Origin of the sequence: Nocardia sp. NPDC058658 (assembly GCF_042716665.1) — a bacterium.
Lineage (GTDB): Bacteria > Actinomycetota > Actinomycetes > Mycobacteriales > Mycobacteriaceae > Nocardia.
Window position 1 is genome coordinate 1043081 of sequence record NZ_JBHXRR010000001.1, and the last position, 23093, is coordinate 1066173.

The following is a 23093-nucleotide window of genomic DNA, read 5'->3' on the forward strand; positions in this document are numbered from 1 at the left end:
TGTACGCATGAAGGTCGTATTAAGAAAGCGAGTCATGGGATGACCGAGGCGAAGCTCACCCGGACCGCGATCGTCGACGCCGCGATCACCCTCGCCGACGCCGACGGACTCGACGCGGTGTCGATGCGGCGCATCGCCGATCGCCTCGGCGTCGGCACCATGTCGCTGTATCGGCACGTGGCGAACAAGGACGAGCTCATCGCGGACATGACCGACGAGATCGCCGCTCGCCACCCCTACCCCGATCCCACCGGCAAGGGCTGGACCTGGCGCGATCGGGTCCGCATCGCCGCGGAGATCGACTGGCAGCTCTACCAGCAGCACCCCTGGGTGCTGCTGACCTTCGCGGTCCCCCGCTACAGCTTCGGCCCGCAGGGTCTGGCGAGCCTGGCCTGGCTGGTCGAGGGCCTGCGCGAACTCGATGTGACCGCCCGCGAGGCCACCACCATGGGATTCTCCATCTGGAACTACATCTCCGGTGCCAGCCTGCCCGTGGTCGGCGGCGCGCTTCTCGCCGAGAAACGCACCGCCACCGACGACACCAACGGCCTACGCGACCTCCTCGAAGGCACCCCGTCCCATCCCGTGCCCCCGGCCCTGGCCGACCTCGAAGGCGCCGGAGTAAGCAACCTCACCTCCGAGGACCTCCTCTTCCTAGGCCTCGAAGCCCTCTGCGACGGCTTCGCCGCCCGCGCCGCCCGCCACACCTAACGGTCTTTCAAGATCACCATGCCCTGATGTCGTGATCCGGCCGGATTTTCCTGCATCAGTGCATGGTGATCACGCGACCAGCTCGGCGTGTCGCGACACGGGGGGCGTTGGTGGGGAAGACTGGGGGTATGACCGACGCTCCGCCGCCCGCTGATCGCCGCCTTGCTGCTCAGGCGCTGGCTGCGAACGATCCGACCGGGTGGTTCGAACCGCTCTACGCTGAGGCCGCCGCGGGGACCTCCGTGGTTCCCTGGGATCGAGACGTTCCCAATCCCCTACTGGTCGACTGGTTCCGCACCGCATCCCTGCCACAGGGGGCGCGCGGCCTGGTGATCGGGTGCGGTTACGGTACCGACGCCGAATTCGTTGCTGCCCAAGGTATTCGAACCACCGCGTTCGATGTCTCCCCTACCGCCATCCGGGGCGCCCGAACCCGCTTCCCGCATTCCCCGGTCACCTACAAGGTCGCCGATCTCCTCGACCCACCGTCTACCTGGTTCCAGGCCTTCGATCTGGTCATCGAGTCGATCACCGTTCAATCCCTACCCCCGGACGTCCGCACCACCGCCATCACCAACATCCGAAACCTGCTGGCCCCCAACGCAACCCTGCTGGTGATCGCCGACATCCACCGCCCCGCCGACACCACCGGCCCACCCTGGCCCCTCACCCGAACCGACATCGACTCCTTCGCCATCCCCGATCTCACCCTGATCCGCGTGGAAACCGTCCCCCGCCCCGACACCTCGGGCCGCAGCCGCTGGCGAGCCGAATTCCACCGTCCACCAGCGGATTGATCCACTGACCGCAGGTGCCAGGTCGGCACGGTCAGATAGGTCCCCGCACGCAACACCCACTCCACCGGCCCATACGGGTGTCGCCGCAGCCACCAGTGGCTGAGCCCGAGTTGGGCGGCGAAGGTGAGCACGCCGATGGCGACGACCGTTCCCAGCGACGCATCGTCGGCGAGGGCGAAACCGTAGCCGGTGTAGACGACCATCAGCACGATCGATTGCCCGATGTAATTCGAGGCCGCCATCCTGCCCGCGGGCGCGAGCACAGCGCAGTAGCGCCGCGCCCACGGAGATCGCGCCGCGAGCACCACAGCGGCGATATAGGCGAAGCTCATCAGCGGATTCACCAGCGCCTGAAGTCCGGGTAGGAGTGGCGGTGGTGTCCACCATTGCATCGTGGCGGCGAAAGTGAGCGCTGAAAGGGGCAGTCCCGCACACAGTCCCGCCCCGAGGACAACCCGGGTGCGCCCCGTGTTCGGCTGCGCGAGAAGGTTGCGCTTGCCCGCGGCCAGACCGAACAGGAACATGGCCAGGCTCGGCACCGCCCCCGCGGCCCAGACCAGCAACAGCGCGGTGGGTGCGACCGTGAGCTGGGCGGCGAACGTTTCGGCGGCGGTACCGGTGTAGGCCACCTCCGGCATCCGAAGTCCGTCACCGGGCAGTCGGCCCGGCAGGAAGGTTCCCATCGCCCAGGTGATCGACAGCGTCGCGCCCGCAAGCGCAGCGGACCGCGGCCCCAGCGCGCGAACCGCGACCAGGATCACGCCGAGCGCGGCATACAGCGTGAGGATGTCTCCGTCCCACAGGAGGAAGAGGTGCAGGAGGCCGACAACCATCAGCACAGCGCAGCGCCGCAGTAACCGGGCAGCCGGGGAGGCGCCGACACGGACCGCGGCGGTCACCTGCAGGGTGAACGCATAGCCGAACAGGAACGCGAACACAGGATAGAACCGAGCGGAGAACAGCGCGTCCACGGTGGCGAGCACCAGGCGATCGCCGCTCGAACCCGCACGGTCCGGCGACCACTGTGTGACGGCGGCGACCGCATTGCAGATCAGAATTCCGAACAGCGCGAACCCACGCACGATGTCGACCTCGGGTATCCGGTGCCCTGTTTTCGTTACGGGCGGATCCAGTACCCGGTCGTCAAGCATTGGTAGACGGTAGAGGTTTTTCGCAGGATTTCCCGCATCGGCGCCTCAGGTGAGCAGCGGCGGATGATTTTCGGAAGAACGCCGCCATGCTGGGATCGTCAGATAGGTCGCCGCGCGGAGCACCCACTCCACGGGGCCGTAGCGGTGGCGGCGCAACCACCAGGCACTGAAGGCGAGTTGGGCGGCGAAGGTGAGCAGCGCGATGGCGATCACGGCCAGGGGTGGGAGGTCGTCGGCCAGGCCGAGGCCGTAGCCGGTGTAGACGAGCATCATGACAACGGATTGCCCGATGTAGTTGGTGGCGGCCATGCGGCCCGCGGGGGCGAGCAGGGCGGTGGCCCGGCCCAGGCGTGCGGATTGTGCTGCGAGCAGGACCGCGGCGACGTAGGCGAAGGTCATGGCCGGGTTCACCAGCATTTGCAGGCCGTGGACGAGCGAGGGCGGATGCCACCACTTCATCGACTCGGCGAAGGTCATCGCCGAGATCGGCAGGCCGAGGCCGAAGCCGAGCACCAGCGCACGAGATGACCAGCGGCGCAGTAGTTCCGGGTCGGCGAACAGGTTGTGCTTGCCCGCTGCCATACCGATCAGGAACATGGCCAGGCTCGGGACGCCCTGGGCGAACCAGATCAGCAGGAGGAAGACCGGCGCGAGGGCGGTCTGGGCGGCGAAGGTCGACGCGAAGCTGCCGGTGTAGTCGGCAGACAGGGCGGGCAGGTCGATGAACTCCCCGAAGACGAGGACCCCGTTGTAGCCCGGCAGGAAACTCCACGCCGACCAGATCGTGTACAGCACGATCGCGGTGATCACCGCGGTTCGCGGCCGCAGTTTGCGCAGGGTGATGAGGATCAGGCACAGGAACGCGTAGAGGGTGAGGATGTCGCCGATCCAGAGCAGGTAGACGTGCACGAGCCCGATCGCCATCAGCGCGGCACAGCGTCGCAGCAGTCGACGCGTGGGCGACACCCCGGCCCGCTGCGCCGCCGCGATCTGCAAGGTGAACGAGTACCCGAACAGGAACGCGAACAGCAGGTAGAAGCGTCCGGTGAACAGCGCGTCGACCGTGGCGCGAACCACCAGGTCGACGGTGCCGTCGAAGCGCAACACCGGGACCTCGCGGGTGCCGATCACCGACCACAGGGAGGTCGCCACGATCACATTGGTGATCAGAATCCCGAACAGGGCGAACCCGCGCAGGATGTCAACCTCGCCGATCCGCCCGGATTGCGCTGCGGGCGAGCCGGTTCCGAGCGATTCAGCCATGAACCGACCGTACGCAGGCCGCCGGTCGCATACATCCGCCGTGCGAGTGGTTGCGTGCCATACGCAATCACCCTTGCGACGGATTGACAGGGCGCGGCCTCGGTGATCAGCCCGGGAGCCCCGCGGTGACACAATGGAACGCGATCATGCTCGGCAAGTCACTCGCAACCAGCACGGAGGCGGACATGCAGGCAGTTGTCATCGACGAGTTCGGCGAACCGAAGGACGTGCTCACCGCTCAGACGGTGCCCGCGCCGGAGCCGGGACCGGGCGAAATACGGGTCGCGATGTCGCTCTCGCCGATCCACAACCACGATCTCGCGATCATCCGCGGTGTCTACGGCTACCGGCCGCCGCTGCCCGCCATCCCCGGCACCGAGGCTGTCGGCGTCGTCGACGCGGTCGGCGCCGGTGTCGACAAGCTCGAGGTCGGGCAGCGGGTCGCGATGGCAGGTCTGCGTGGCGCCTGGGCGGATTTCTTCGTCGCCCGCGCCGATCAGGCCGTGCCGATGCCGGATTCCGTGCCCGACGAAACCGCCTGCCAGCTGCTCGCCATGCCGCTGAGCGCGCTCATGCTGCTCGACGATCTGCACGTGGAATCCGGGCAGTGGATCGTGGTGAACGCCGCCAACGGCGCGGTCGGTCGCCTGCTCAACCTGTTCGCGAAGGAACGCGGCGTGCGGGTGTTAAGCCTGGTTCGCGGCCCCGATTCGGTGCTGGCGCTGGAGAAGCTCGGTTACGGTCCCGTGCTCGACACCGAATCGGTGGGTTGGCTCGCGGCCGGCGCCGACATCACCGGCGGCGAACCGATCGTGCGCGCCGTCGACCAGGTCAGCGGGCCCGCCGCGGGCGATCTGATGGCGTTGCTCGCCCCGCGCGGTGAACTGATCTCCTTCGGGGCGCTGTCGGGCAAACCGCTGATCATCGACACCGGAGCGGTGATCTTCAAACAGGCTGTGGTGAAAGGGTTCTGGGGTCAGCAACGCAGTTCCGAGATCGACCGCGCCGATTACCTCCGGTTGATCACCGAGCTGGTCACCCTCGCCGCCAACGGCACCCTGCGCCTCGACGTGCAGGCCGACCTGCCGCTGGATCAGGCCGCCGAGGCCGCGGTGCTGTCGGAAACTCCTGGGCGCAACGGCAAAGTGGTCCTGCACGCGGGAACCCGCTGAGTGCCCGGCCGGGCGCTATGGCAGAACTCGCGCCGCCGCGGCCCGGCGATTGTCGTCTTCCTCGGTCGGGTCGTCGGCAATCCGGAGCAACCGCGCACGAACGTCGTCTACCAGCGGATCCACACTGGCGATAGCGATCGCGCGGGTCTCGGATTCGCAGTCGTCGAGGCATTCGACGGCTCGCTCGTCGGCGAAATCCGGGGACAGCCGACTCAGTGCCGCCGCACATCGCCGCCGCAGCCAGGCGTAGACGGTGGTGTCGTAGAGGTTTTCGATCGTCGTGGTCGCGGCGACGTGATCCAGCCGGGCGAGCGCGTCGACCAGCTCATATTGATCCCCGATGCCGTCGTGCTCCCGTGCCGCGGCGTCCACGAGCAGCTCGTTGAGCCGGGGACCGTCCGATGCTGTCGCGCTGACGCGGGTGAACATCGAAAACGCCAGCCACTCCAGATATCCCTCCTGGTCGATGTCCGATCTCGACCTGGACGTGAACATGGACCTCGACCATGCGAGCACCGCAGGGGATCCCGACTTCTCGATGGCGTGACGCAGTGCACGTCGGGAACGGGGAGCCCAGCAGTGGTCCACGCTTCGGCGGTCATCGGTCACAATGGTCAACAGCGTTGCCTCCCACTGCTCTTCGGTCAGGTCGGCCGCCGATGCCGGTGCCGCGAGGTTCGACTCCGCAGCCGCGCGCAGTACCAGGTCGCGCTCGGAAACCTGCCGCTCTGCGGGTTCCCGCGCCCAACTCGCCCGAACAGCCTCCCCCGCTGCGAACGCCCGGTCGATCCGCGGATCAGCGCCCCGCCACTGCGGCAACGATGTCCGACCGTGCCGATCCATCCCGATCGACCACCGCAGCTGATCGTCATCGGCGACGTCGAGAACGTCATCGAGCAACCCTTGCGCCGCGGGGTGGTCGGCGACCGGAATCAGCTCGCTGAGAGCCAGATCCAGGTCACGCCCGGTGCGCAGGTACCGGCGTAGTTCGAGGACGGCATCCTCGTCGCCACGCCGGGCGAGCCGACCCAGCACCCCGATGGCAAGCCAGGCCGCCGAGTCACCGGTTGAGTCAGGCGGTCCGGCGTACGCCGCACGCAAGCGAACGAGGTCGATCCCCAGATCGACCGCCAGACCCGCGTACAGCCAGGACCGTTCCTCTATCTGATGATCCCATCGAGGGTCGCGCACGATGCAATCGACAAGCAGGTCACCGGCAACCGTGGGCTGCGTCGACGCCTCTTGACGACACCGACCACGCCCCCGCTGCATCAACCCGAGCAACGTGTCGGGCTCCGCCCACACCGGTTCAGTCCCCGTCACACAACAACCACATGCCGCGACCATATGGCCCGCAGCCACGAACAGCCAGGGAATTACGGCTGCCTCGGCCAGATCAGGCACGTTCGCGTCCAGGTAGTGCCGGGGCGTTTCGACCGATCGACGTTCACAACCGTGGGCTTCGCCTTTTGCTACGGTCCCGGTGTGCGAGGTGATCGGCGCGGGCAGGATTCGCGCCGTGGCCGCACCCGTGGCCGGATGTATCGAGCACAGGAGCCGAATCGAATGACGACGCAACAGGCACCGAACCCCGATTTCGCGGTGGTGGTCCCCGCCGCGGTGCTGTCCATGCCCGCCGCCGCCCACCTGGGCTTCCACTTCGGCAGCGTGGAGGCAGGCGCGGTGGAGATCGTGCAGCCGTACCGCACCGAACTCACCCAGCACGACGGCTATTTCCAGGGGGGCGTCCTCGGGTCGCTGGCCGATTTCGCGGCGGGTTCTGCCGCGGGCACGCTGCTGCCGGTCGGTTGGGTGAACATGACCATCGACTACACGGTGAAGATCCTCGCGCCCGCCAAAGGTCCCACGGTGATCGCCCGTGGCCGGGTGATCAAGCCGGGTGCCCTGCTCACCATTGCCGCGGCCGAGGTGTTCTCGGTGGCGGACTCGGATGAAACCCTGTGCGCGACAGCACTGGTCACCATGCGCAATGTGCGATTGGTGAAACCTGAAGTCGTCTGAGGTGGCCGACGTCGCGATCACCCTCGTCGGTGCGGCCGTGGTGACTGCGACCGGGCGTCGCTGACGGGCGTGGTCCCGCCGGGTCGGCCGACGGGACCACGACAACGCTGGGCTCAGGCCGGGGTGACGGCGACCTTCAGCGATTCCAGACCGCGGATGACGACGTTCGGCTTGAACGGTGGGTTCTCCGACAGCAATTCCATCGTGCCGACCTTGCGCAACAGCACCTCGAGCAGGATCTCCATCTCCAGCAGTGCCAGCGGCGCGCCGAGGCAGTAGTGGATGCCGAGGCTGAAGCCGAGGTGCTTCTTGGCCGGGTTCATCGGATCGGAGTAGCGGGTCACGTCGACCCGCTCCGGGTCGGGGAAGGCGGCCGGGTCGTGATTGCTCGAATTGATCAGCACCACAACACCGTCACCCTGTTCGAACCGGTGTCCGGCGACGGTGATCGGCCGGGTGGCCGCGCGGGTGGTGATCTGCACCGACGGATCGAGGCGAAGCAGCTCGTCGGGCGCGTACGCGAGCAACTCGGGGCGATCGCGCAGCAGCTGGATCTGGTCGGGATTGCGCAGCAGCCGCAGCATGCCGGTGCCGATGAGGTTGGCCGTGGTCTCGTGGCCCGCGACGAAGGTGGTGATGCAGGTGGCGAGCAGTTCCTGCTCGGTGAGCACATCGCCGCGGTCCTCGACCTGCGACAGCACACTGAGCAGGTCGTCGCGCGGGGTGACCCGTCGTTCGTCGAGCAGCTCGCGGAAGTAGTCCATGAACCCGCGCGAGGCCGCGCTGCGCGCCCGCAGGCATTCCTCGGGCAGCGTGTAGTCGTGGTCGAAGCCGCGGGCCAGGTCTTGGGACCACTGATGGACCTTGTCGTAGGCGTGCTCGGGCACACCGATCAGCTCGCAGGCGATGATCAGCGGCAGCGGGTAGGCGATCAACTCGACGAGGTCGAATTCCCCCGCGGCCAAGGCGTCGTCGACGAGCTGCTCGCACAGCTGCTCGATCCGCGGGCGCAGCCGGGTCACCATGCGCGGGGTGAAGCCCTTGGTGACGAGGTTGCGCAGGCGGGTGTGGTCCGGCGGCTCCATCCACAGGAACGAGGTGGGCAGTTCGTCGGCGGCGTTCTCGGGCGAGACGGTCGGATGCATCATCGCCGCCTCTTCGGCGTGGCTCCACGCGGTGGTGGACAGCACGGCGGCGCAGTCCTCGTACCGGGTCAGCACGTGGTGGCCGAGCGGGGTCTGATGGATCGGTCCGGCTTCGCGCAGGATCCGGGCGGGGGTGTACGGATCGGCGCGACCGTCGGGCCCGAACAGCTGGACCAGCGCGGTCTGGACTGCCTGGGTGTCGATCGGGGAAGTCGTGGAGGTCATGGGTGGGTCTCCTGTTTCTCCGGTGGGGTGGTCAGGAAAGGAGGATGCGGCGCAGGGTGCCCGGCGCGGTGAGCGCGGCGGGCGGGTCGACCAGGTGGGCGACCCGCAGGAAGGCCCTTGCCACCCGGGGATCGCGGTGGGAGACGCGCTGCACCCGGCCGACGAAGACATTGGTGAGCCGGGTCCGCAGAGTGCGCCTGCCCTCGACACCCCGATGGCGCAGGTCCGAACCGGCGGCGAGCTGCCAGGCGAGGGCGACGGCGTCGGCGGCGCCGGCGTAGAAGCGGGCGGGCAGGTCGGTGTCGGTGGCCGCCAGGCAGTCCCGCAGCGCCACGGCCTGCAGCGCGGCGACCGTCATGCCCTGGGCGTAGAGCGGGTTGAAGGCGCACTGCGCGTCGCCGAGCACCACCAGCCCGGCCGGGTGGGCAGACTGGCGGTCGAAGCGACGGCGCACCGCGGTTCGGAACCGGTAGGGCACCGCCTCGCCGAGCGGTTCGGAACCGACGACGATGGTGTGGATGTCGGGGGCCGACAGCGATGCGGCGTAGTCGGCAAGGCCGACGTCGTCGGTCGGCGGATGGTCGCCGAGCATCCCGGCGAGGGTGACGTGCCAGCGATCGCCCTCCACCCGGACCGCCCCGCCGCCACGGCCGTTCGCACCGGTCGAGACGATCACCGACGCCTGCCCGCCCAGTTGCCCCGGCCGATGCCGGAAGAACCGCGAGGCGTAGCCGAGGTCGACGTCGAGGCGCACCTCGTCCGGCACCTCGGCGCCGATCTCGGTGAGCCACTGCGTGATTCGCGATCCGCGCCCGCTCGCGTCGACGACGAGATCGGCGGCGAGGGTCTGCGGGCCCGCGGGTCCCGACACCGCCACCGCCCGCACACGCTGCGCGTCACCGACCAGTCCCAGCACGGTGGTGCGGGTCAGCACCTCGATCCCGCGCAGTTCCAGTGTGCGCCTTCGCAATACCGCCTCGAGCAGCGACCGTGTCGCGATCACCGAGGTGAGGCCGGTCGAGCCCGCCGCGAGCCTGGCACCGCCGATGTACCACCGGGTGCCGACCAGCACCTCGGTGACGGTCGCGCCGTCCGCGACCGCCTCGCCGGTGAAGCCCGGATACAGCTCCTCCATGATCCGGCGGCCGCGATCGAGCAGACCGTGCAGGTGCCAGGCCTGCGCGACGCCGCGGCGCGCGGTCTCGTTCGCGCTCAGATCGTCGCGCTCCACCAGGGTGACCCGGTCGAAGGTGTCGGTGAGCACCCGCGCCGCGAGCAGACCCGCGACCCCGGCGCCGATGACGATCGCGTGCCCGCGCGTCTGGGTCACAGTGTCACCGGCAGATGCCGGATGCCGCGGTGGATCAGGCTGGGGCGGTACTCGATCGGCTGCTCGGCCATGGCGAGCTCGGGCGCGCGGTCGAGCAGGGTGCGGATGGCCGCCTCGGCCTCGATCCTGGCCAGCGGCGCGCCGACACAGTAGTGGATGCCCAGGCTGAAGCCCAGATGCTTACGCGGCGGCCGGTTTCCGGTGAAGCGGGTGATGTCGAAGGTGTCGGCGTCGCGGTAGACGCGCCCGTCGCGGTTGGCCGATCCGGTGAGCACGACGACGCCGTCACCGCGACGGAACGTGTGCTCGCCCACCTGGGTGTCGGCCAGCGCGACGCGGATCGTGAACTGGGTCGGCGCGTCGTAGCGCAGCATCTCGTCGATCGCGGGCCCGATCAGCTCGGGGTGCGCCCGCAGCAGCGCCAGTTGGTCGGGGTGGCGCAGCAGGGCGAGCAGACCGTTGCCGATCAGGTTGATCGAGGTCTCCATGCCCGCGACGAGCAGCAGCAGCGACATCCCGATCACCTCGGGTTCGGTGAGGAAGTCACCGTCGACGCTCGCCGCGACCAGTTCGCTGAGCAGGTCGGTGCCGGGGTGCTGCTTCTTCTCGCCGATGAGCCGCGCGAAGTGGCCCATGCAGGCGATCGCGGCGTCGGTGCGGGCGCTGATGTCGTCGGGGCCGAGCAGCGAGTCGGGGTCGCTGCCACGCGCGATCGCCAATTGCCAAGCCCGGAAGCTGTTTCCGTCGGCCGCGTCGGCACCGAGCAGGCGCACCGCCACCATCGCGACGGCCAGCGGCACGGCCAGATCCTCCAGCACGTCGAGTTCGCCGCGCTCGAGGGCCGCCTCGACCAACCCGTCGACGACCTTCCCCGCCACCGGGGCCATCTCACCGACCATCTTCGGCGTGAACGCCTTCGCCACCAGCTTGCGATAGCGGCCGTGCTCGGGCGGGTCCATCCGGACGAACGAGCCGGGGATGGCGGCGGTGGTGTCGCGGAACGGGCTGATGCCCGCGGCATAGCCGTGGCCCCAGTCGGTGCCGGTGAGCACGGCCGCGCATTCCTCGTACCGGGTCACCAGCGTCACCGGCACCTCGCCGAGGGCGTACGGGAACAGGGGCGTCGCCTCGCGGACGCGGTGGTAGGCGGGGTAGGGGTCGGCGCGGTTGGCCTGCGCGAAGGCGTCGAAGGTGAGGTCGGCGGGGACAGCGGTACTCATCGGCCCTCCAGGCTGATTCGCAGTTCGGACATGCCGCGCACGACCACATTCGGGCGGTACGGCGGTTCGGCGAGCAGGTGCATGGACTCGACACGGGTGGCGAGGGCGCGCAGCACCGACCCCATCTCCAGGCGGGCCAGTGGCGCGCCGAGGCAGTAGTGCAGGCCCAGACCGAACGACAGGTGCCGTTCGGGCCGCTGCCCCGGCCGATAGCGGCCGATGTCGAACCGGTCGGCGGCGGGGAAGGCCTCGGGATCGCGAGCGGCCGAACCGATCAGCACGATCACCGCGTCGCCGGGGACGAAAGTCCTTCCGGCGAGCTCGATCTCGTGGCGCGCCGTGCGGGTGGTGAGATGTACGGGCGGGTCGTAGCGCAGCACCTCGTCGACCGCCGGCCCGCACAGTTCCGGGTCCGCGCGCAGGCGCTGGAACTGGTCAGGGTGGCGGATCAGGGCGAGCAGCCCGTTGCCGATGAGATTGACGGTGGTCTCGTGGCCTGCCACCACCAGAATCAGCAGGGTGCCGATCAGTTCGGTGCGGGTCAGTCGCACGCCCGCTTCCTCGGCCTGCACCAGCGCGGTGATCAGGTCCTCGCGCGGATGGCGACGGCGCTGCTCGACCAGATCGCCGAAGAAGTCGGTGAACGCGTGCACGGCGGTGGTACGGGCGGACAGTTCGGCGGAGCTCAGCAGGGTGTCGGGGTCGAGGCCGCGCGCGATGTGTGCGGAAATCTCGCGCACATGCGCGTGGGCTTCGGCGGGAACGCCGAGCAGCTCGCAGATCAGGGTCAGCGGCACGGGGTAGGCCAGCGACTCGAGGACATCGGTCTCGCCGTCGGCGAGCATCGCGGTGAGTAGTTCGTCGACGAGTCGGTCGGCGCGCTCGTGCAGCCCGGCGATCGTGCGCGCGGTGAACGCCTTGCCGACCAGGCCGCGCAATCGGGTGTGGTCCGGCGGCTCCATCCACAGGAAGGAACCAGGTAGCTCCACCTCGCTGTCGCCGTGGAGCAACTCGGGTTCCTCGGCATGGCTCCAGCGCGGATCGCTCAGGATCGCCTGTGCTTGGGCGTAGCGTGGCACGAGCTGGGTGTCGCGGGGTCCTGGCACGAAAGGTCCTGCGTGGCGCAGTGTTTCGTAAGCAGGGTACGGGTCGTGGCGGCAGTGTGGCGCGACGCTTTCCAGCACCGCGATCTGGACCGGGGTCGGGTCGTCGACCGCGACATGATCGGAAGTCACCGGCAGCTCCTGAGCGATTTCGGTGCGAGGATTTCGCCGCTCATCGTCGCCGCCGGACGGTCCCGAATTCGCGCAGTATTGTCTGCTCCGATCGGGCGATAGCCGAATATCTTTATTCGGCAGCGCAATTGGTCGATCGACGGTAATTATCGGCGCGCGTATTTTGTTATTCGTTCAACGCGATTTCATACGGCACTGTTGTCGTTTCGGTCATGAATTCCTCGCGTTCGAGCGAAACGCTCACCACGCTGCTGGCCGGCGTCGCCGCCGCGCATCCGCGAGTGTCGGCCACGTTCTGGTCGGTGTCGGAGCGGGTCGAGTACGCCGAATTGCTGCTGCGCGCGCAGACGATGGCGACCGCGCTGGTCCGGCGGGGTATCGGGCGCGGCGAGCCGGTCGGGGTGCTGTGCCCGAACGCGCCGGAATTCCTTGTCGCCCTGTTCGGTATCGCCGCGGCGGGCGGCGCCGCCACTCCCCTGCCGCTGCCCGCCGGTGCCACCGCGAGCGCGGCCTTTCCGGCCAAACTCGCCGCGATCACCGCGGCCGCGGACATGCGCACCATTCTGGTGTCACCGCGGTTCGCGTCGATGATTCCGCTGATCGGCGATATCGGGGTCGAATTCGTCGACACCACCGCACTCGTCGACGGGATCATCGCCGATACCGAAGTCCTGCCCGCGCACAGTCCCGACGATCTGGCGATCGTGCAGTTCACCTCCGGCAGCACCGCACTGCCCAAGGGCGTGCGCCTGACCCACGCCAATGTGGTGAGCGGACTGTCGGCCATCCGCACCGGCATCGATCTCGGGCTCGACGACCAGGGCGGGTTCTGGCTGCCGCTGTTCCACGACATGGGCCTGTTCGGCACCCTGTCGGCGGTGCTGCGCGGCATCCCCGCCCACGTGTGGTCGCCGCTGGCGTTCGTGAAGGACCCGGCGCGCTGGCTGAGCGAATTCGCCGCGACCGCGACGACGATCACCGCCATGCCGAACTTCGGTTACGAGGCGCTGCTGGGTGCGATCGCGCCCGAGCGGGTCACCGACTACGACCTGAGCCACTGGCGGATCGCGTTCAACGGCGCCGAGCCCATCGCGGAGTCGGTGGTGACCGCCTTCTGCGAGCGGTTCGCGCCCGCCGGGTTCGCGCCCTCGACGATGTTCGGCGTCTACGGCATGGCCGAGGCCACCCTGGCCGTCGCCTTCCCGCCGCTGCTGCGCGAGCCCGTTTTCGACTGGGTCGACCGCGCGCTGATGTCGGATGCGGCAGTGGCGCACCAGGTTTCGCGTACTGACGACGGCGCGCGGGCGGTCGCCTCCGTCGGCTCGGCGGTCGAGGGCATCGCGATCAGGGTCGTGCACACCACCACCGGCGCCGATCTGCCCGACGGCCGTGTCGGCGAGATCCTCATCCAGGGCGCCCCGGTCACCGACGGCTATCTCGGCGGCGACCGCGACGCGGCCGACGACCGGTTCGTCGACGGCTGGCTGCGCACCGGCGATCTCGGTTACCAGCGCGACGGCGAGCTGTTCGTCACCGGCCGCTGCAAGGACATGATCACCGTACGCGGCGTGAACTACTACGCCCAGGACGTCGAGGCAGCCGTGCGCGACCTCGACGGCATCCACAAGGGCCGCTGCACTGCTGCCGCCGACGACGACGTGATCGCCCTGATCGCCGAGACCGAACACGTCGGCACCGAGGCCGACGCCCTCGCCGACGCCATCCGGGCCGCCGCCACCGCCCAGCTCGGGCTCACCGCGGTGCGGGTGCATCTGGTCGCGCCGCGCAGCATCCCCCGCACCAGCAGCGGCAAGCTCCAGCGGCTGGCCGCCCGCGACCTGATCGGCCGGCGATGACGCCGCGCCGGACTCCGCTTCGATCGAATGGGAGTGCCTCGTGCACAGTTTCGACGTCTTCCGCCACTACGAACGCCTGCACTGGAAACTGAGCGACCTCGACCTGACCGCCGTCGACCCGACGCTGGTCCGCCCCGAGTACATCACCCTCGCCAAGAGCGCGGCGATGGGCGAGTCCAATGTCATCGCGGCGGTGCACGGATTCCTCAACGAGTTCGTCGACGACTACGATTTCTCCACCTTCGCGGTGGTGTGGGGCTACCAGGAAGTGCAGCACCACTACGCCTTCCGCTCGTGGCTCGGCGCGATCGGCGAGGACGTGGCCGATCGCGCGGTCGACGCGATGCGCGAACCGTACGCGCCCGGCAGCACGCCCTCGGCGACGCTGGCGACCAACATCATCTCCGAGCTCACCGTCAACCACGTGTACCGGGCGGTGTCGAGCTGGGTCGGTGAACCGGTGCTGAAACAGTTGCTGCTCAACGCCGCTCGCGACGAGGCCGGGCACGCGCGCGAGTTCATCCACTACACCACCGAGCGGCTGCGTCAGCGCCCCGAGGAACTGCCCTCGGTGCTGGAGACGCTCTACGTCTACAGCTCCGAAGCCAAGATCAAGCACCCGGTGAGCACCTTCAAGGCGGGGATCGCCGAACTCGGCGACCACGAGACCATCGACACCGGGTTCGAACTGTTCCTCGAGCAGGTCGCCGCCGAGGGCGAGCTGGAGGTTTTGCACGACAAGGTGCGCCGCACCTTCGCCGGGATCACCGGGCTCGACCTGTCCAGCAACGCGAAGGTGCGCCGCGCGCTCGCCGACGCCATCGACTGATGAGCGTCACCGAAGGGCCGGGCGCGGTCGAGGTGCCGTGGTCGGTGATCCCCGACTACCACTGCTTCGGCTGTTCCCCGCACAACCCGACCGGGCTCGGTCTGCGGTTCACCCCGCGTGCCGACGGCGCGCTGGTGGCGGTGTTCGCGCTCGGGCGCGCGTTCGAGTCCTATCCCGGTGTGGTGCACGGCGGTCTGATCGGGGTCGTATGCGACGAGGTGATGGGCAATCTGATCGTGCTGGCCCGCAATGTCGCGGCCTTCACCGTCACCCAGCGCACCCGCTTCCTGACGCCACTGCTGATCGACCACGAATACCGCTGTGTGGCAACGCTGTCACCCGAACGCGGTGCGGGCCCGATGCAGGCGCACGCGGAGATCCTCGACGCCGACGACGCGGTGTGCGCGAGCTCCTCGGCCACCTATCAACCGTTCGACCTGCACGCGGTCCGCGACCACCTGACCCTCGACGACAACGAAGTCGCCCTGCTCGACCACGCCCTTTCCACCGCGAACACCTTCTCCCCGAACGCCTCTTCTCCGAACACCTCTTCTCCGAACGGAGCCCGGCCATGACCACCACTTCCGCCGACACCATCCTGGCCACGGTCACCGAGATCGCCATCTCCGAGACCGGCCTGTCCGCCACCGACCTGACCCCCGACGCCGACCTGCGCGCCATGGCAGGGGTGGACTCGGTGCGCGTGCTGCGGATGATCGCCCGCATCGAGCGCACCTTCGACATCGAACTCGCCGACGAGGACGTCTTCGGCATGTCCACGCTGACCGAGGTCACCGCCGTCGTGGCGCGCGCGGTGCGCGAGGAAGCCGCATGACCGCCGTCGCAGATACCAATCAGCATTACGACCTCGACCCCGAGATCTTCGGTCAGTTCCTGGATCCGCTGCGCAAGTACAGCTCCGCGCTCTACGAATCCGACAGCGACACACTGGAACTGGCGCAGCGCAACAAGCTGCGGTTCGTCGCGGACCGGCTCGGGCTTCGCGGCGGTGAGCAACTGCTCGATGTCGGCTGCGGCTGGGGTTCGCTGATCCTGTACATGGCGAGCGAACTGGGTTGCCGGACGCTGGGTGTCAGCCCGGCGCCGCGCCAGCACGACTACATCGCCGAGCAGGCCGCCGCCCGTGGTGTGGCCGATCTGGTCAGCACCAGGGTGGGTCATTTCGAGCAGCTCGACCTGCCCGCGCGCAGCGTCGACGCCGTCACGCTGCTCGGTTCGATCGTGCACATGCCCGATCCCGACGAGGTGTTCCGCCGCGCCAAGGCCGTGCTGCGACGCAACGGCACGCTGTATGTGTCGGAGAGCTGCTTCCGTAATGCCGCCACCCGCACCGCGTTCGACGATCGCGACGGCACCGGTTTCGTGCGCGAGGACATCTTCGGTTTCGGTGAGCTGCGCCCGCTCTCGGAACTGGTCGCCGCCGCCGAGAACGCCGGCTTCTCGGTGATCTCGGTCGACGATCTGACCGAGCACTACCGGCGCACGATCGAGGACTGGATCGACAACGTCGACGCCGCCACGGCACGCATCGACGCGCACCGGCCGGGGCTGGCGGGGCAGCTGCGCCACTATCTCGAGATCGCCAACGCGGGCTGGGGTTACACCACCAAGCATTACGCGCTGGTCTGCCGGAATGCCAGGTAGGACACCATGATCACCACCGCAGGGCTGCTGCCCGTCACCGAACTGTCGGCCGCGGTCGACGGCTTCCTCGCCGCCTCCCCCGCGACTCGCGCCTGGGACGTGGAGACCGCGTTCGACTGGACCGCCGCCGACGCGAACAGACTCACCGAGGGCCAGCGCTCCGCGGTGCAGTTCGTCACCCTCATCGAGGATCATCTGCCCGGCTACTTCGACGTCTATCACCGGCACTTCCCCGTCGACGACAGCGTGGACCTGCCGACCTTCGAACACAATCGCGAGCTCTACCACTTCACGGTGCGGTGGGCGCTGGAAGAGGACACCCACGCCAGGGCGCTGACCCGCTACCAGGAGGCGGCGGGCATGGCCGAACGCGCCACGCTGCGTTCGGAATTGGCGATCGAGGGCCACAAGCCGTTCGATCTGCCCTACGAGCACCCCGTGCAGTTCTTCGCCTACGCGCTGGTGCAGGAGAAGGCGACGCAGATGTACTACCAGCAGCTGCGCGAGGTGGTCGCCGATCCGGTGCTCGCCGCGGTGCTCACCCGGCTGTCGCGGGACGAGGCACGGCATTTCAGTTTCATGGCCGAGGTCGTGACGCGCTATCTGCGCCACGACGGCGACGCGGTGGTGGCGCCGATCCGCGATGTCATCGCCCATTTCCGGATGCCGCTGTCGGACACGCTGCGCGGCTATTGGCGGTGGGCGCTGCGAATCGCCGAGGTCGCCGACTACGACCACACCGCCGCCTACGAACACCTGGTGAAGGTGATCGATCGGGCGGTCGACACCCGCACCGAACCGGTCGACGAATTGATCGCGTTCGTCGCGAGCTGCCGCACCATCGCCTGAGCACACGAGTCCGGCCCCGCTCACCGATGAGTGGGGCCGGACTCGTCGTTCGTCAGTTGCTGGGAGCCAGCACGAGAATCGTGGTGGTGCCGTGGGCGATGAGCTTGCCCGCGGCGTCGGTGATGCGGCCCTCGGCCGTCGCGGTGCGCCTGCCCACGTGCACGGCAGTGGCCTCACAGGTGAGTCTGCTGCCGTCGAGGGTCACCGCGCGGATGAAGTTCACCTTCAGTTCGAGGGTGGTGTAGGCGATGCCGTCGGCGAGTTCGGTGAACACCGCGCTGCCCATGGCGGTGTCCATCAGCGTGGCCAGCACGCCACCGTGCACGGTGAACATGGCGTTGATGGTCGCCGGGTTCGGGTCGAGGTAGTAGCGGGTGCGGCCCTTGGACGCGTGCTCCAGGCGGATGCCGAGCGAATCGCCGACCCCCAGTTTCTCCTGTAGCCCGCGCTCGAAGACCGCGGTCAGTTCGGCGACGCGCCGGTCCACGGTCGCGTCGAGGTCGACATCGGTACTGGTCATGGTTTTCCTCCCTGCGGACGATTCCTGGCGTCATTCGACCAGCGCGGGGTGAATTCCGTCTTGCCGCAAGCCATTCCATCCCGACCTCCGATCGCCTGATCGAGATCACCCGAGCTCGGTGAGTCGTTCACCCGACGTCGGTACCGTCGCGGAATGGCCGACATCACCGCTGCCCCCGTCGCGTCCATCGACGCCGACTTCTTCGCCGATCCGCACGCCCACTTCCGGCGCTGGCGTGCCGAGGGCCCGGTGCGCCGGGTCCGTTTCCCCGACGATGTCATCCGCTGGGTGGTCGTCGGCTACGCCGAAGCCCGCCAGGCCCTTGCCGATCCGCGCCTGGCCAAGGACGTCGTGCGAGTCGACGCGATCCTGCACGGCAAGCGCGACACCACCCCGTCGGACCCGAACGTGCTGACCCTGCTCAGCCATATGCTCAGCACCGACCCGCCCGCGCACACCCGCCTGCGCAAACTGGTGAACAAGGCGTTCACCGCCAAACAGGTCGCCACGCTGGCGCCTCGGATCGAGCAGATCGCCGCCTCCTTGCTCGACGCGATCACCGACAGCGACGAGGTGGATCTGATGGCGGCCTACGCCAATCCCCTTCCGGTGACGGTGATCTGCGAGCTGCTCGGCGTGCCGTACGCCGATCGCGCCGATTTCCAGGCGTGGACCAGAGCGTTGGTCACCGTCGTCGGTGAGGGCGAGGACACCGAGCGCCCGGCCGCCTCGGCCGCGATGGTCGGCTATCTGGCGGACCTGGTGCGGGCCAAGCAGGCCGACCCCGCCGACGACCTGCTCTCCCAGCTGGTCCTCGCCGACGACGACGGCGATCGGCTCACCGACCGGGAACTGGTGTCGATGGCGTTCCTGCTGCTGGTGGCCGGGCACGAGACCACCGTCAACCTCATCGGCAACGGGGTCAACGCGCTGCTGCGCGACCGCGAACAGTGGCAGCGCCTGTGCGCCGACCCGGCGGGCGTCCCCGCCGCGATCGAGGAGTTCCTCCGGTACGACGGACCGGTCGACATGGCGACCGTGCGTTACACGACCGAACCGATCACCTTGGGCGGCACCGAAATTCCCGCGGGCGAACTGGTCTACGTCTCCGTCGCGGCCGCCGATCGCGACCCCGCCCGCTTCGCCGATCCCGACACCATGGACACCGACCGCCATCCCACCGGCCATCTCGCCTTCGGCCACGGCATCCACTTCTGCGTCGGCGCTCCGCTGGCGCGCCTGGAAGCCGAGATCGCCTTCACCGCACTGCTGCGCCGGTTCCCCGACCTGCACCTGAATGCCGACCAGGCGGACCTGCGCTGGCAGACGAGCACTCTTATCCGGGGTCTGGACAGCCTCCCCGTTCGCCTGCGGTGAGCCCCACCGACCGTCGGCCGGCCTCGCCTGCCGACGGTCGGTGCTCGATCACAGATCCAGCACCAGCACCTGCGACCGGGCCCGCGAGACACACAGCATCATTGTCTTGCCGCTCTCGCGTTCCTCGGCGGTGAGCAGCGAATCGCGGTGGTCGACCTCACCGTCGAGGACCGGGGTCTCGCAACTGCCGCAGGTGCCCTCGCGGCACGAGGTGATCACCGAGACGCCCGCGGATTCGAGAACGTCGACGATGGAGCGGTCGGCGGCGACGCGCAGGGTCGTACCGGTCTGTGCCAGGCGAACCTCGAACGCCGCGTCGGCGGCAGTGTCCACCGGGCGCGGCACGAAACGTTCGGTGCGCACAGCGATTCCTTGACGCGCGCCCTCGGCTTCGACCGCGGAAAGCAGCGGCTCCGGCCCGCAGCAGTACACGGTGGCGTCGGGCCGCGCGGCCAGGATCCGCGCGATCGGCAGCAGTCCCGCCTCGTCCTGCGGCACCAGCCGCACCGACGGGTATCGCCGCGACAGTGCGTCACCGAAGGCCATGTGGGCCCTGGTGCGCGCGCCGTAGTGCAGCGTCCAGTCCGCGCCTGCCTGCTCCGCCGCGGCGATCATCGCCACGATCGGAGTGATCCCGATCCCACCCGCCACGAAGGTGTACGCCGACGCAGCCTCGAGCTCGAAGTTGTTGCGCGGCAAAGACACTGACAATGTGGTCCCCGGCAGCGCGGTGCGGTACAGCTGCGCCGACCCACCGCGGCCCGCGGGCTCGTGCAGGACGGCGATCCGCCACCGGTCGTGTTCGGCGGGGTCGCCGCACAGCGAGTACTGACGCACCCCGGCGGTACCGACCGCGACATCGATGTGGGAGCCCGGCGTCCACGCCGGCAACGGCGCGCCGTCGGCCGCCGCCAGCACCAGCGAGAACACCGCGTCGGCTTCGTCGATTCGGTCGATCACCCGCACGGTCAACTCGGTCACAGTGTGTCCTCTCGGCAGTCCGGCCACCACCGCGCGCCGACCCGTGTCGCGGCGGAGTCGTTTCAGATCACCGTGCTCGACCCGAGGCAGTGGCGCAGCGCACCGGCACCGAGTCGATTGGACCGATCGACATTCACTATCGTCCGGGCGAGCGGGCCACTGCCGACCCGACACTGGCGGCATGACTCCAGTGGCGGAACTGGTCGACAAGACCAGGCAGTTCGTAACAGACCACGTCATCCCGGTCGAACGCGAGGTCGTGGGCGGTGGCCGGGTCACCGACGACGCCCTGCGCCTCGACCTGCAGAAGAAGGCCAAGGAGGCCGGTGTCTTCGGACCACTGTCCGATCCCGCCTACGGCGGCCTCGGCCTCGACACCAGGGCCCAGGCACAGGTGCTCGAAGCGGCGGGCGCCAGCCTGCTCGGGCCGTTGGCCGTCAACGCCTGGGCGCCCGACGACGGCAACATCCACCTGCTGGCCGCGGTCGCGAATCCCGAACAGCGGCAACGGTATCTGGCTCCGCTGGCCTCCGGTGAGGTTCGCTCGGCCATCGCCATGACCGAACCGGCTCCCGGTGCGGGCTCGGATCCGCGGATGCTGGCCACCGTCGCCGAGGAGACCGACACCGGCTGGGTGATCAACGGCCGCAAGCACTTCACCACCGGGGCCCAGGGCGCGGCGTTCACCATCTGCGTCGCCACCACCACCGACGGGCCGACCATGTTCCTCGTCGACCAGGACAATCCCGGTTTGCAGGTGGGCCGCCGGATGCGCACGCTCGACCACACCAGCGCGCCCGGTGGGCACTGCGAGGTCGAGTTCACCGACTGCGAAGTCCCCGAGTCCGCGATCCTCGGCGCGGTGGGCCGCGGCCTCGAGCTCGCGCAGGTGCGACTTGCGCCGTCACGCCTGGTGTTCTGCATGAACTGGCTCGGCCTGGCCGTGCGCGCCCAGCAGCTCACCGCCGAACACATCACCGGCCGCTACTCCTTCGGTGTGCCGATCGCCGAACACGGGATCGCCCAGGGCCTGATCGCCGACAACGAGATCGACATCGCCGCCTCGCGCAGCCTGATCCGGGCCACCGCCGCCACCATCGACGAGCACGGCGCGACCTCCTCGCAGGCCCGCCACGAGGCCTCGATCACCAAAACGTTCGTCTCCGAGGCGGTCTGGCGGGTGCTCGACCGCGCGGTACAGCTGCACGGTGGGCTCGGAGTCTGCGAGGACCACCTGGTGGCCCGATTCCTGGTGGAAGCCAGGGCTTTCCGCATCTACGAGGGTCCCTCGGAGGTGCTGCGCGGGTCGATCGCGCGGCGCGTCCTGCGTGGACCGCGCTGAGAGGACCCGGACATGACCACCCACCGCATCGCCGGTTTCGGCGCCGCCTACCCCGCACTCGATCCCGAGGCCGTCGACTACGACTACCTGCGTGACGCCTCGCAGGCCCTTGTTCCGTTCGGCGCGCACGTCGGCACCGTGATCACCGAGATCTCGCCCGCTCGATCGGTGGTCGAGATCCCCGCCGAGCCGGTGATGTGCAACCACATGGGCACCGTCCACGCGGGCGCGCTGTTCACCGCCGCCGACATCGCCGGCGCCGCGGCGTTCGTCGGCGCCGCCGCGCACCGCCTTTTCACGATCGACCGGCTGATCCTGCGTGGCGGCACCGCCGCCTACCGCAAGCCCGCGCGTGGTCGCATCCGCGCGGTCGCCACCGTCGACGCCGCGCAACTGGCCCCCGTGCTGGCGGCCACCGAGACGACCCGGTTCGAGCTGGCAGGCCGCGCCGAACTACTCGACGACAACGACGTACTCACCGCCGAATTCACCTTCGACTACGTGTGCGATGTCCGCATCGCCGGAACGGACGCCCGATGACCGCGACGACGCCCGAGACCACCACTGTCGAAACCACCGATGGCGTGCGCTTCACCGTGCGGTGGCTGGCCGCCGACGACCCGACCGCGCCGGTGGTGCTGATCCTGCCCGCCATGGCGATGAAGGCGCGCAACTATCGATCACTGGCCGAGGCGCTGCACGCCACCGGGCTGTCGGTGGCCACGTGCGATCTGCGCGCGCACGGCGAGGCCGAGCCCGCCCTCGGCGAGCACACCGACTTCGGTTACCGCGAGATGCTCGAAATCGACCTGCCCGCCATCGTTTCCGCGGTCGAGGGCCGGTTCCCGCAGGCGCCGCTACACCTGTTCGGGCACAGCCTCGGCGGTCAGCTCGCGCTGCTGTTCGCCGCCGCCGAACCCGACCGGGTCGCCGGTGTCACCGTCATCGGCACCGGCACCGTGTTCTGGTGGGCGTTCGGCCCACGCCGCTGGTTCGAGGCGCTGACCCAGATCCAGTGGATCGGGTTGGTCTCGCGGATCAAGGGCCGGTGGCCCGGTGGCGTGCTGATCCCGGCGCCGATGCCGGGCGGGGTGATGGTCGACTGGTCGATCCACTCGCTCACCAGCTACTACCGCCCGCGCGGCACCACCCGCCGCTACAACACGCTGCTGGCGGACATGACCGTTCCGGTGCTGGCGATCTCACTCGCCGACGACGTGCTCGGCCCGAAATCCAATGTCGACTTCCTGGTCTCGCGGATGCCGTCGGCGCCGGTCGACCAGTGGCACATCGACGAGAACTCGGCAGTGGTCCATCGCGACCACTTCGCCTGGTTGAAGGACTCGCCCGCCATCGCGGCGGGTGTGACGCAGTGGATCACCGCCGGCACCACACCGGCCTGA

Annotated in this window: 22 protein-coding genes and 1 pseudogene; 14 read left to right on the top strand and 9 right to left on the bottom strand. The window is 68.9% G+C overall.

The window, feature by feature from the left end:
* Positions 1-39: 39 nt before the first annotated feature.
* Positions 40-711, top strand: a complete 672-nt coding sequence (locus ACFWUP_RS04785; RefSeq protein WP_379230743.1) for a TetR/AcrR family transcriptional regulator — start codon at positions 40-42, stop codon at positions 709-711.
* Between the two features lie 128 nt (positions 712-839).
* Positions 840-1346: pseudogene (locus ACFWUP_RS04790) on the top strand (class I SAM-dependent methyltransferase); the annotation flags it as partial.
* Here ACFWUP_RS04790 and ACFWUP_RS04795 read toward each other — a convergent pair.
* The gene (locus tag ACFWUP_RS04795) at positions 1247-2659 is read right to left on the bottom strand and encodes a DUF418 domain-containing protein (protein ID WP_379230745.1); all 1413 of its coding nucleotides are present in this window, start codon (positions 2657-2659) and stop codon (positions 1247-1249) included. The pseudogene ACFWUP_RS04790 and the gene ACFWUP_RS04795 overlap by 100 nt on opposite strands.
* Positions 2660-2704: 45 nt before the next feature.
* The gene (locus ACFWUP_RS04800; protein ID WP_379230747.1) at positions 2705-3922 is read right to left on the bottom strand and encodes a DUF418 domain-containing protein; all 1218 of its coding nucleotides are present in this window, start codon (positions 3920-3922) and stop codon (positions 2705-2707) included.
* Between the two features lie 125 nt (positions 3923-4047).
* On the opposite strand from ACFWUP_RS04800, the gene ACFWUP_RS04805 reads away from it, so the two are divergent.
* Positions 4048-5094 carry a zinc-binding dehydrogenase gene (locus ACFWUP_RS04805; protein ID WP_379230749.1) on the top strand — a complete coding sequence of 349 codons (1047 nt, stop codon included), beginning with the start codon at positions 4048-4050 and terminating at the stop codon, positions 5092-5094.
* A gap of 15 nt (positions 5095-5109) precedes the next feature.
* Here the strand turns inward: ACFWUP_RS04805 and ACFWUP_RS04810 are convergent, their stop codons facing one another.
* Complete coding sequence (locus ACFWUP_RS04810; protein ID WP_379230750.1) at positions 5110-6285, bottom strand: hypothetical protein; 1176 nt, start codon at positions 6283-6285, stop codon at positions 5110-5112.
* A 375-nt stretch (positions 6286-6660) separates the two neighbouring features.
* Here ACFWUP_RS04810 and ACFWUP_RS04815 point away from each other — a divergent pair, with 375 nt between their 5' ends.
* Positions 6661-7116: a PaaI family thioesterase gene (locus ACFWUP_RS04815; protein ID WP_379230752.1), complete on the top strand. Its 456-nt coding sequence runs from the start codon at positions 6661-6663 to the stop codon at positions 7114-7116.
* A gap of 113 nt (positions 7117-7229) precedes the next feature.
* Here the strand turns inward: ACFWUP_RS04815 and ACFWUP_RS04820 are convergent, their stop codons facing one another.
* From ACFWUP_RS04820 to ACFWUP_RS04835, 4 genes are read right to left on the bottom strand one after another with little or no spacing between them, the layout of a single operon-like run.
* The gene (locus ACFWUP_RS04820) at positions 7230-8486 is read right to left on the bottom strand and encodes a cytochrome P450 (protein ID WP_379230754.1); all 1257 of its coding nucleotides are present in this window, start codon (positions 8484-8486) and stop codon (positions 7230-7232) included.
* A gap of 31 nt (positions 8487-8517) precedes the next feature.
* On the bottom strand, positions 8518-9816 hold the full coding sequence (locus ACFWUP_RS04825) for an FAD-dependent oxidoreductase (RefSeq protein WP_379230756.1): 1299 nt from the start codon (positions 9814-9816) through the stop codon (positions 8518-8520).
* Positions 9813-11036, bottom strand: coding sequence for a cytochrome P450 (locus ACFWUP_RS04830; protein ID WP_379230758.1), 1224 nt, complete (start codon positions 11034-11036; stop codon positions 9813-9815). The genes ACFWUP_RS04825 and ACFWUP_RS04830 overlap by 4 nt, the downstream gene beginning before the upstream one ends.
* Positions 11033-12271 carry a cytochrome P450 gene (locus ACFWUP_RS04835; RefSeq protein WP_379230760.1) on the bottom strand — a complete coding sequence of 413 codons (1239 nt, stop codon included), beginning with the start codon at positions 12269-12271 and terminating at the stop codon, positions 11033-11035. Before ACFWUP_RS04835 ends, ACFWUP_RS04830 begins: the two co-directional genes overlap by 4 nt.
* A 212-nt stretch (positions 12272-12483) precedes the next feature.
* Here ACFWUP_RS04835 and ACFWUP_RS04840 point away from each other — a divergent pair, with 212 nt between their 5' ends.
* From ACFWUP_RS04840 to ACFWUP_RS04865, 6 genes are read left to right on the top strand one after another with little or no spacing between them, the layout of a single operon-like run.
* The gene (locus ACFWUP_RS04840) at positions 12484-14127 is read left to right on the top strand and encodes an AMP-binding protein (protein WP_379230762.1); all 1644 of its coding nucleotides are present in this window, start codon (positions 12484-12486) and stop codon (positions 14125-14127) included.
* Positions 14128-14167: 40 nt separating this feature from the next.
* Complete coding sequence (locus ACFWUP_RS04845; RefSeq protein ID WP_379230763.1) at positions 14168-14956, top strand: ferritin-like domain-containing protein; 789 nt, start codon at positions 14168-14170, stop codon at positions 14954-14956.
* Positions 14956-15531 carry a PaaI family thioesterase gene (locus tag ACFWUP_RS04850; RefSeq protein ID WP_379230765.1) on the top strand — a complete coding sequence of 192 codons (576 nt, stop codon included), beginning with the start codon at positions 14956-14958 and terminating at the stop codon, positions 15529-15531. Before ACFWUP_RS04845 ends, ACFWUP_RS04850 begins: the two co-directional genes overlap by 1 nt.
* Positions 15528-15791 carry an acyl carrier protein gene (locus ACFWUP_RS04855; RefSeq protein WP_379230767.1) on the top strand — a complete coding sequence of 88 codons (264 nt, stop codon included), beginning with the start codon at positions 15528-15530 and terminating at the stop codon, positions 15789-15791. Before ACFWUP_RS04850 ends, ACFWUP_RS04855 begins: the two co-directional genes overlap by 4 nt.
* A complete protein-coding gene (locus ACFWUP_RS04860; RefSeq protein WP_379230769.1) occupies positions 15788-16621 on the top strand; it encodes an SAM-dependent methyltransferase in 834 nt (277 codons plus the stop codon). Before ACFWUP_RS04855 ends, ACFWUP_RS04860 begins: the two co-directional genes overlap by 4 nt.
* A gap of 6 nt (positions 16622-16627) precedes the next feature.
* The gene (locus ACFWUP_RS04865) at positions 16628-17470 is read left to right on the top strand and encodes an acyl-ACP desaturase (protein ID WP_379230771.1); all 843 of its coding nucleotides are present in this window, start codon (positions 16628-16630) and stop codon (positions 17468-17470) included.
* A gap of 52 nt (positions 17471-17522) precedes the next feature.
* On the opposite strand, the gene ACFWUP_RS04870 is transcribed toward ACFWUP_RS04865, so the two are convergent.
* Complete coding sequence (locus ACFWUP_RS04870) at positions 17523-17990, bottom strand: PaaI family thioesterase (protein ID WP_379230773.1); 468 nt, start codon at positions 17988-17990, stop codon at positions 17523-17525.
* Between the two features lie 153 nt (positions 17991-18143).
* On the opposite strand from ACFWUP_RS04870, the gene ACFWUP_RS04875 reads away from it, so the two are divergent.
* Positions 18144-19367, top strand: a complete 1224-nt coding sequence (locus ACFWUP_RS04875; RefSeq protein ID WP_379230775.1) for a cytochrome P450 — start codon at positions 18144-18146, stop codon at positions 19365-19367.
* A 48-nt stretch (positions 19368-19415) separates the two neighbouring features.
* Here ACFWUP_RS04875 and ACFWUP_RS04880 read toward each other — a convergent pair whose 3' ends face one another.
* On the bottom strand, positions 19416-20348 hold the full coding sequence (locus ACFWUP_RS04880) for a PDR/VanB family oxidoreductase (protein WP_379230777.1): 933 nt from the start codon (positions 20346-20348) through the stop codon (positions 19416-19418).
* A 181-nt stretch (positions 20349-20529) separates the two neighbouring features.
* On the opposite strand from ACFWUP_RS04880, the gene ACFWUP_RS04885 reads away from it, so the two are divergent.
* The 3 genes from ACFWUP_RS04885 to ACFWUP_RS04895 are packed head-to-tail and all read left to right on the top strand — an operon-like array spanning position 20530 to position 23093.
* A complete protein-coding gene (locus tag ACFWUP_RS04885) occupies positions 20530-21690 on the top strand; it encodes an acyl-CoA dehydrogenase family protein (protein WP_379230779.1) in 1161 nt (386 codons plus the stop codon).
* Positions 21691-21702: 12 nt separating this feature from the next.
* Positions 21703-22230 (top strand): YiiD C-terminal domain-containing protein, encoded by a 528-nt coding sequence (locus tag ACFWUP_RS04890; protein WP_379230781.1) that lies wholly within the window; start codon positions 21703-21705, stop codon positions 22228-22230.
* On the top strand, positions 22227-23093 hold the full coding sequence (locus tag ACFWUP_RS04895; protein ID WP_379230782.1) for an alpha/beta fold hydrolase: 867 nt from the start codon (positions 22227-22229) through the stop codon (positions 23091-23093). Before ACFWUP_RS04890 ends, ACFWUP_RS04895 begins: the two co-directional genes overlap by 4 nt.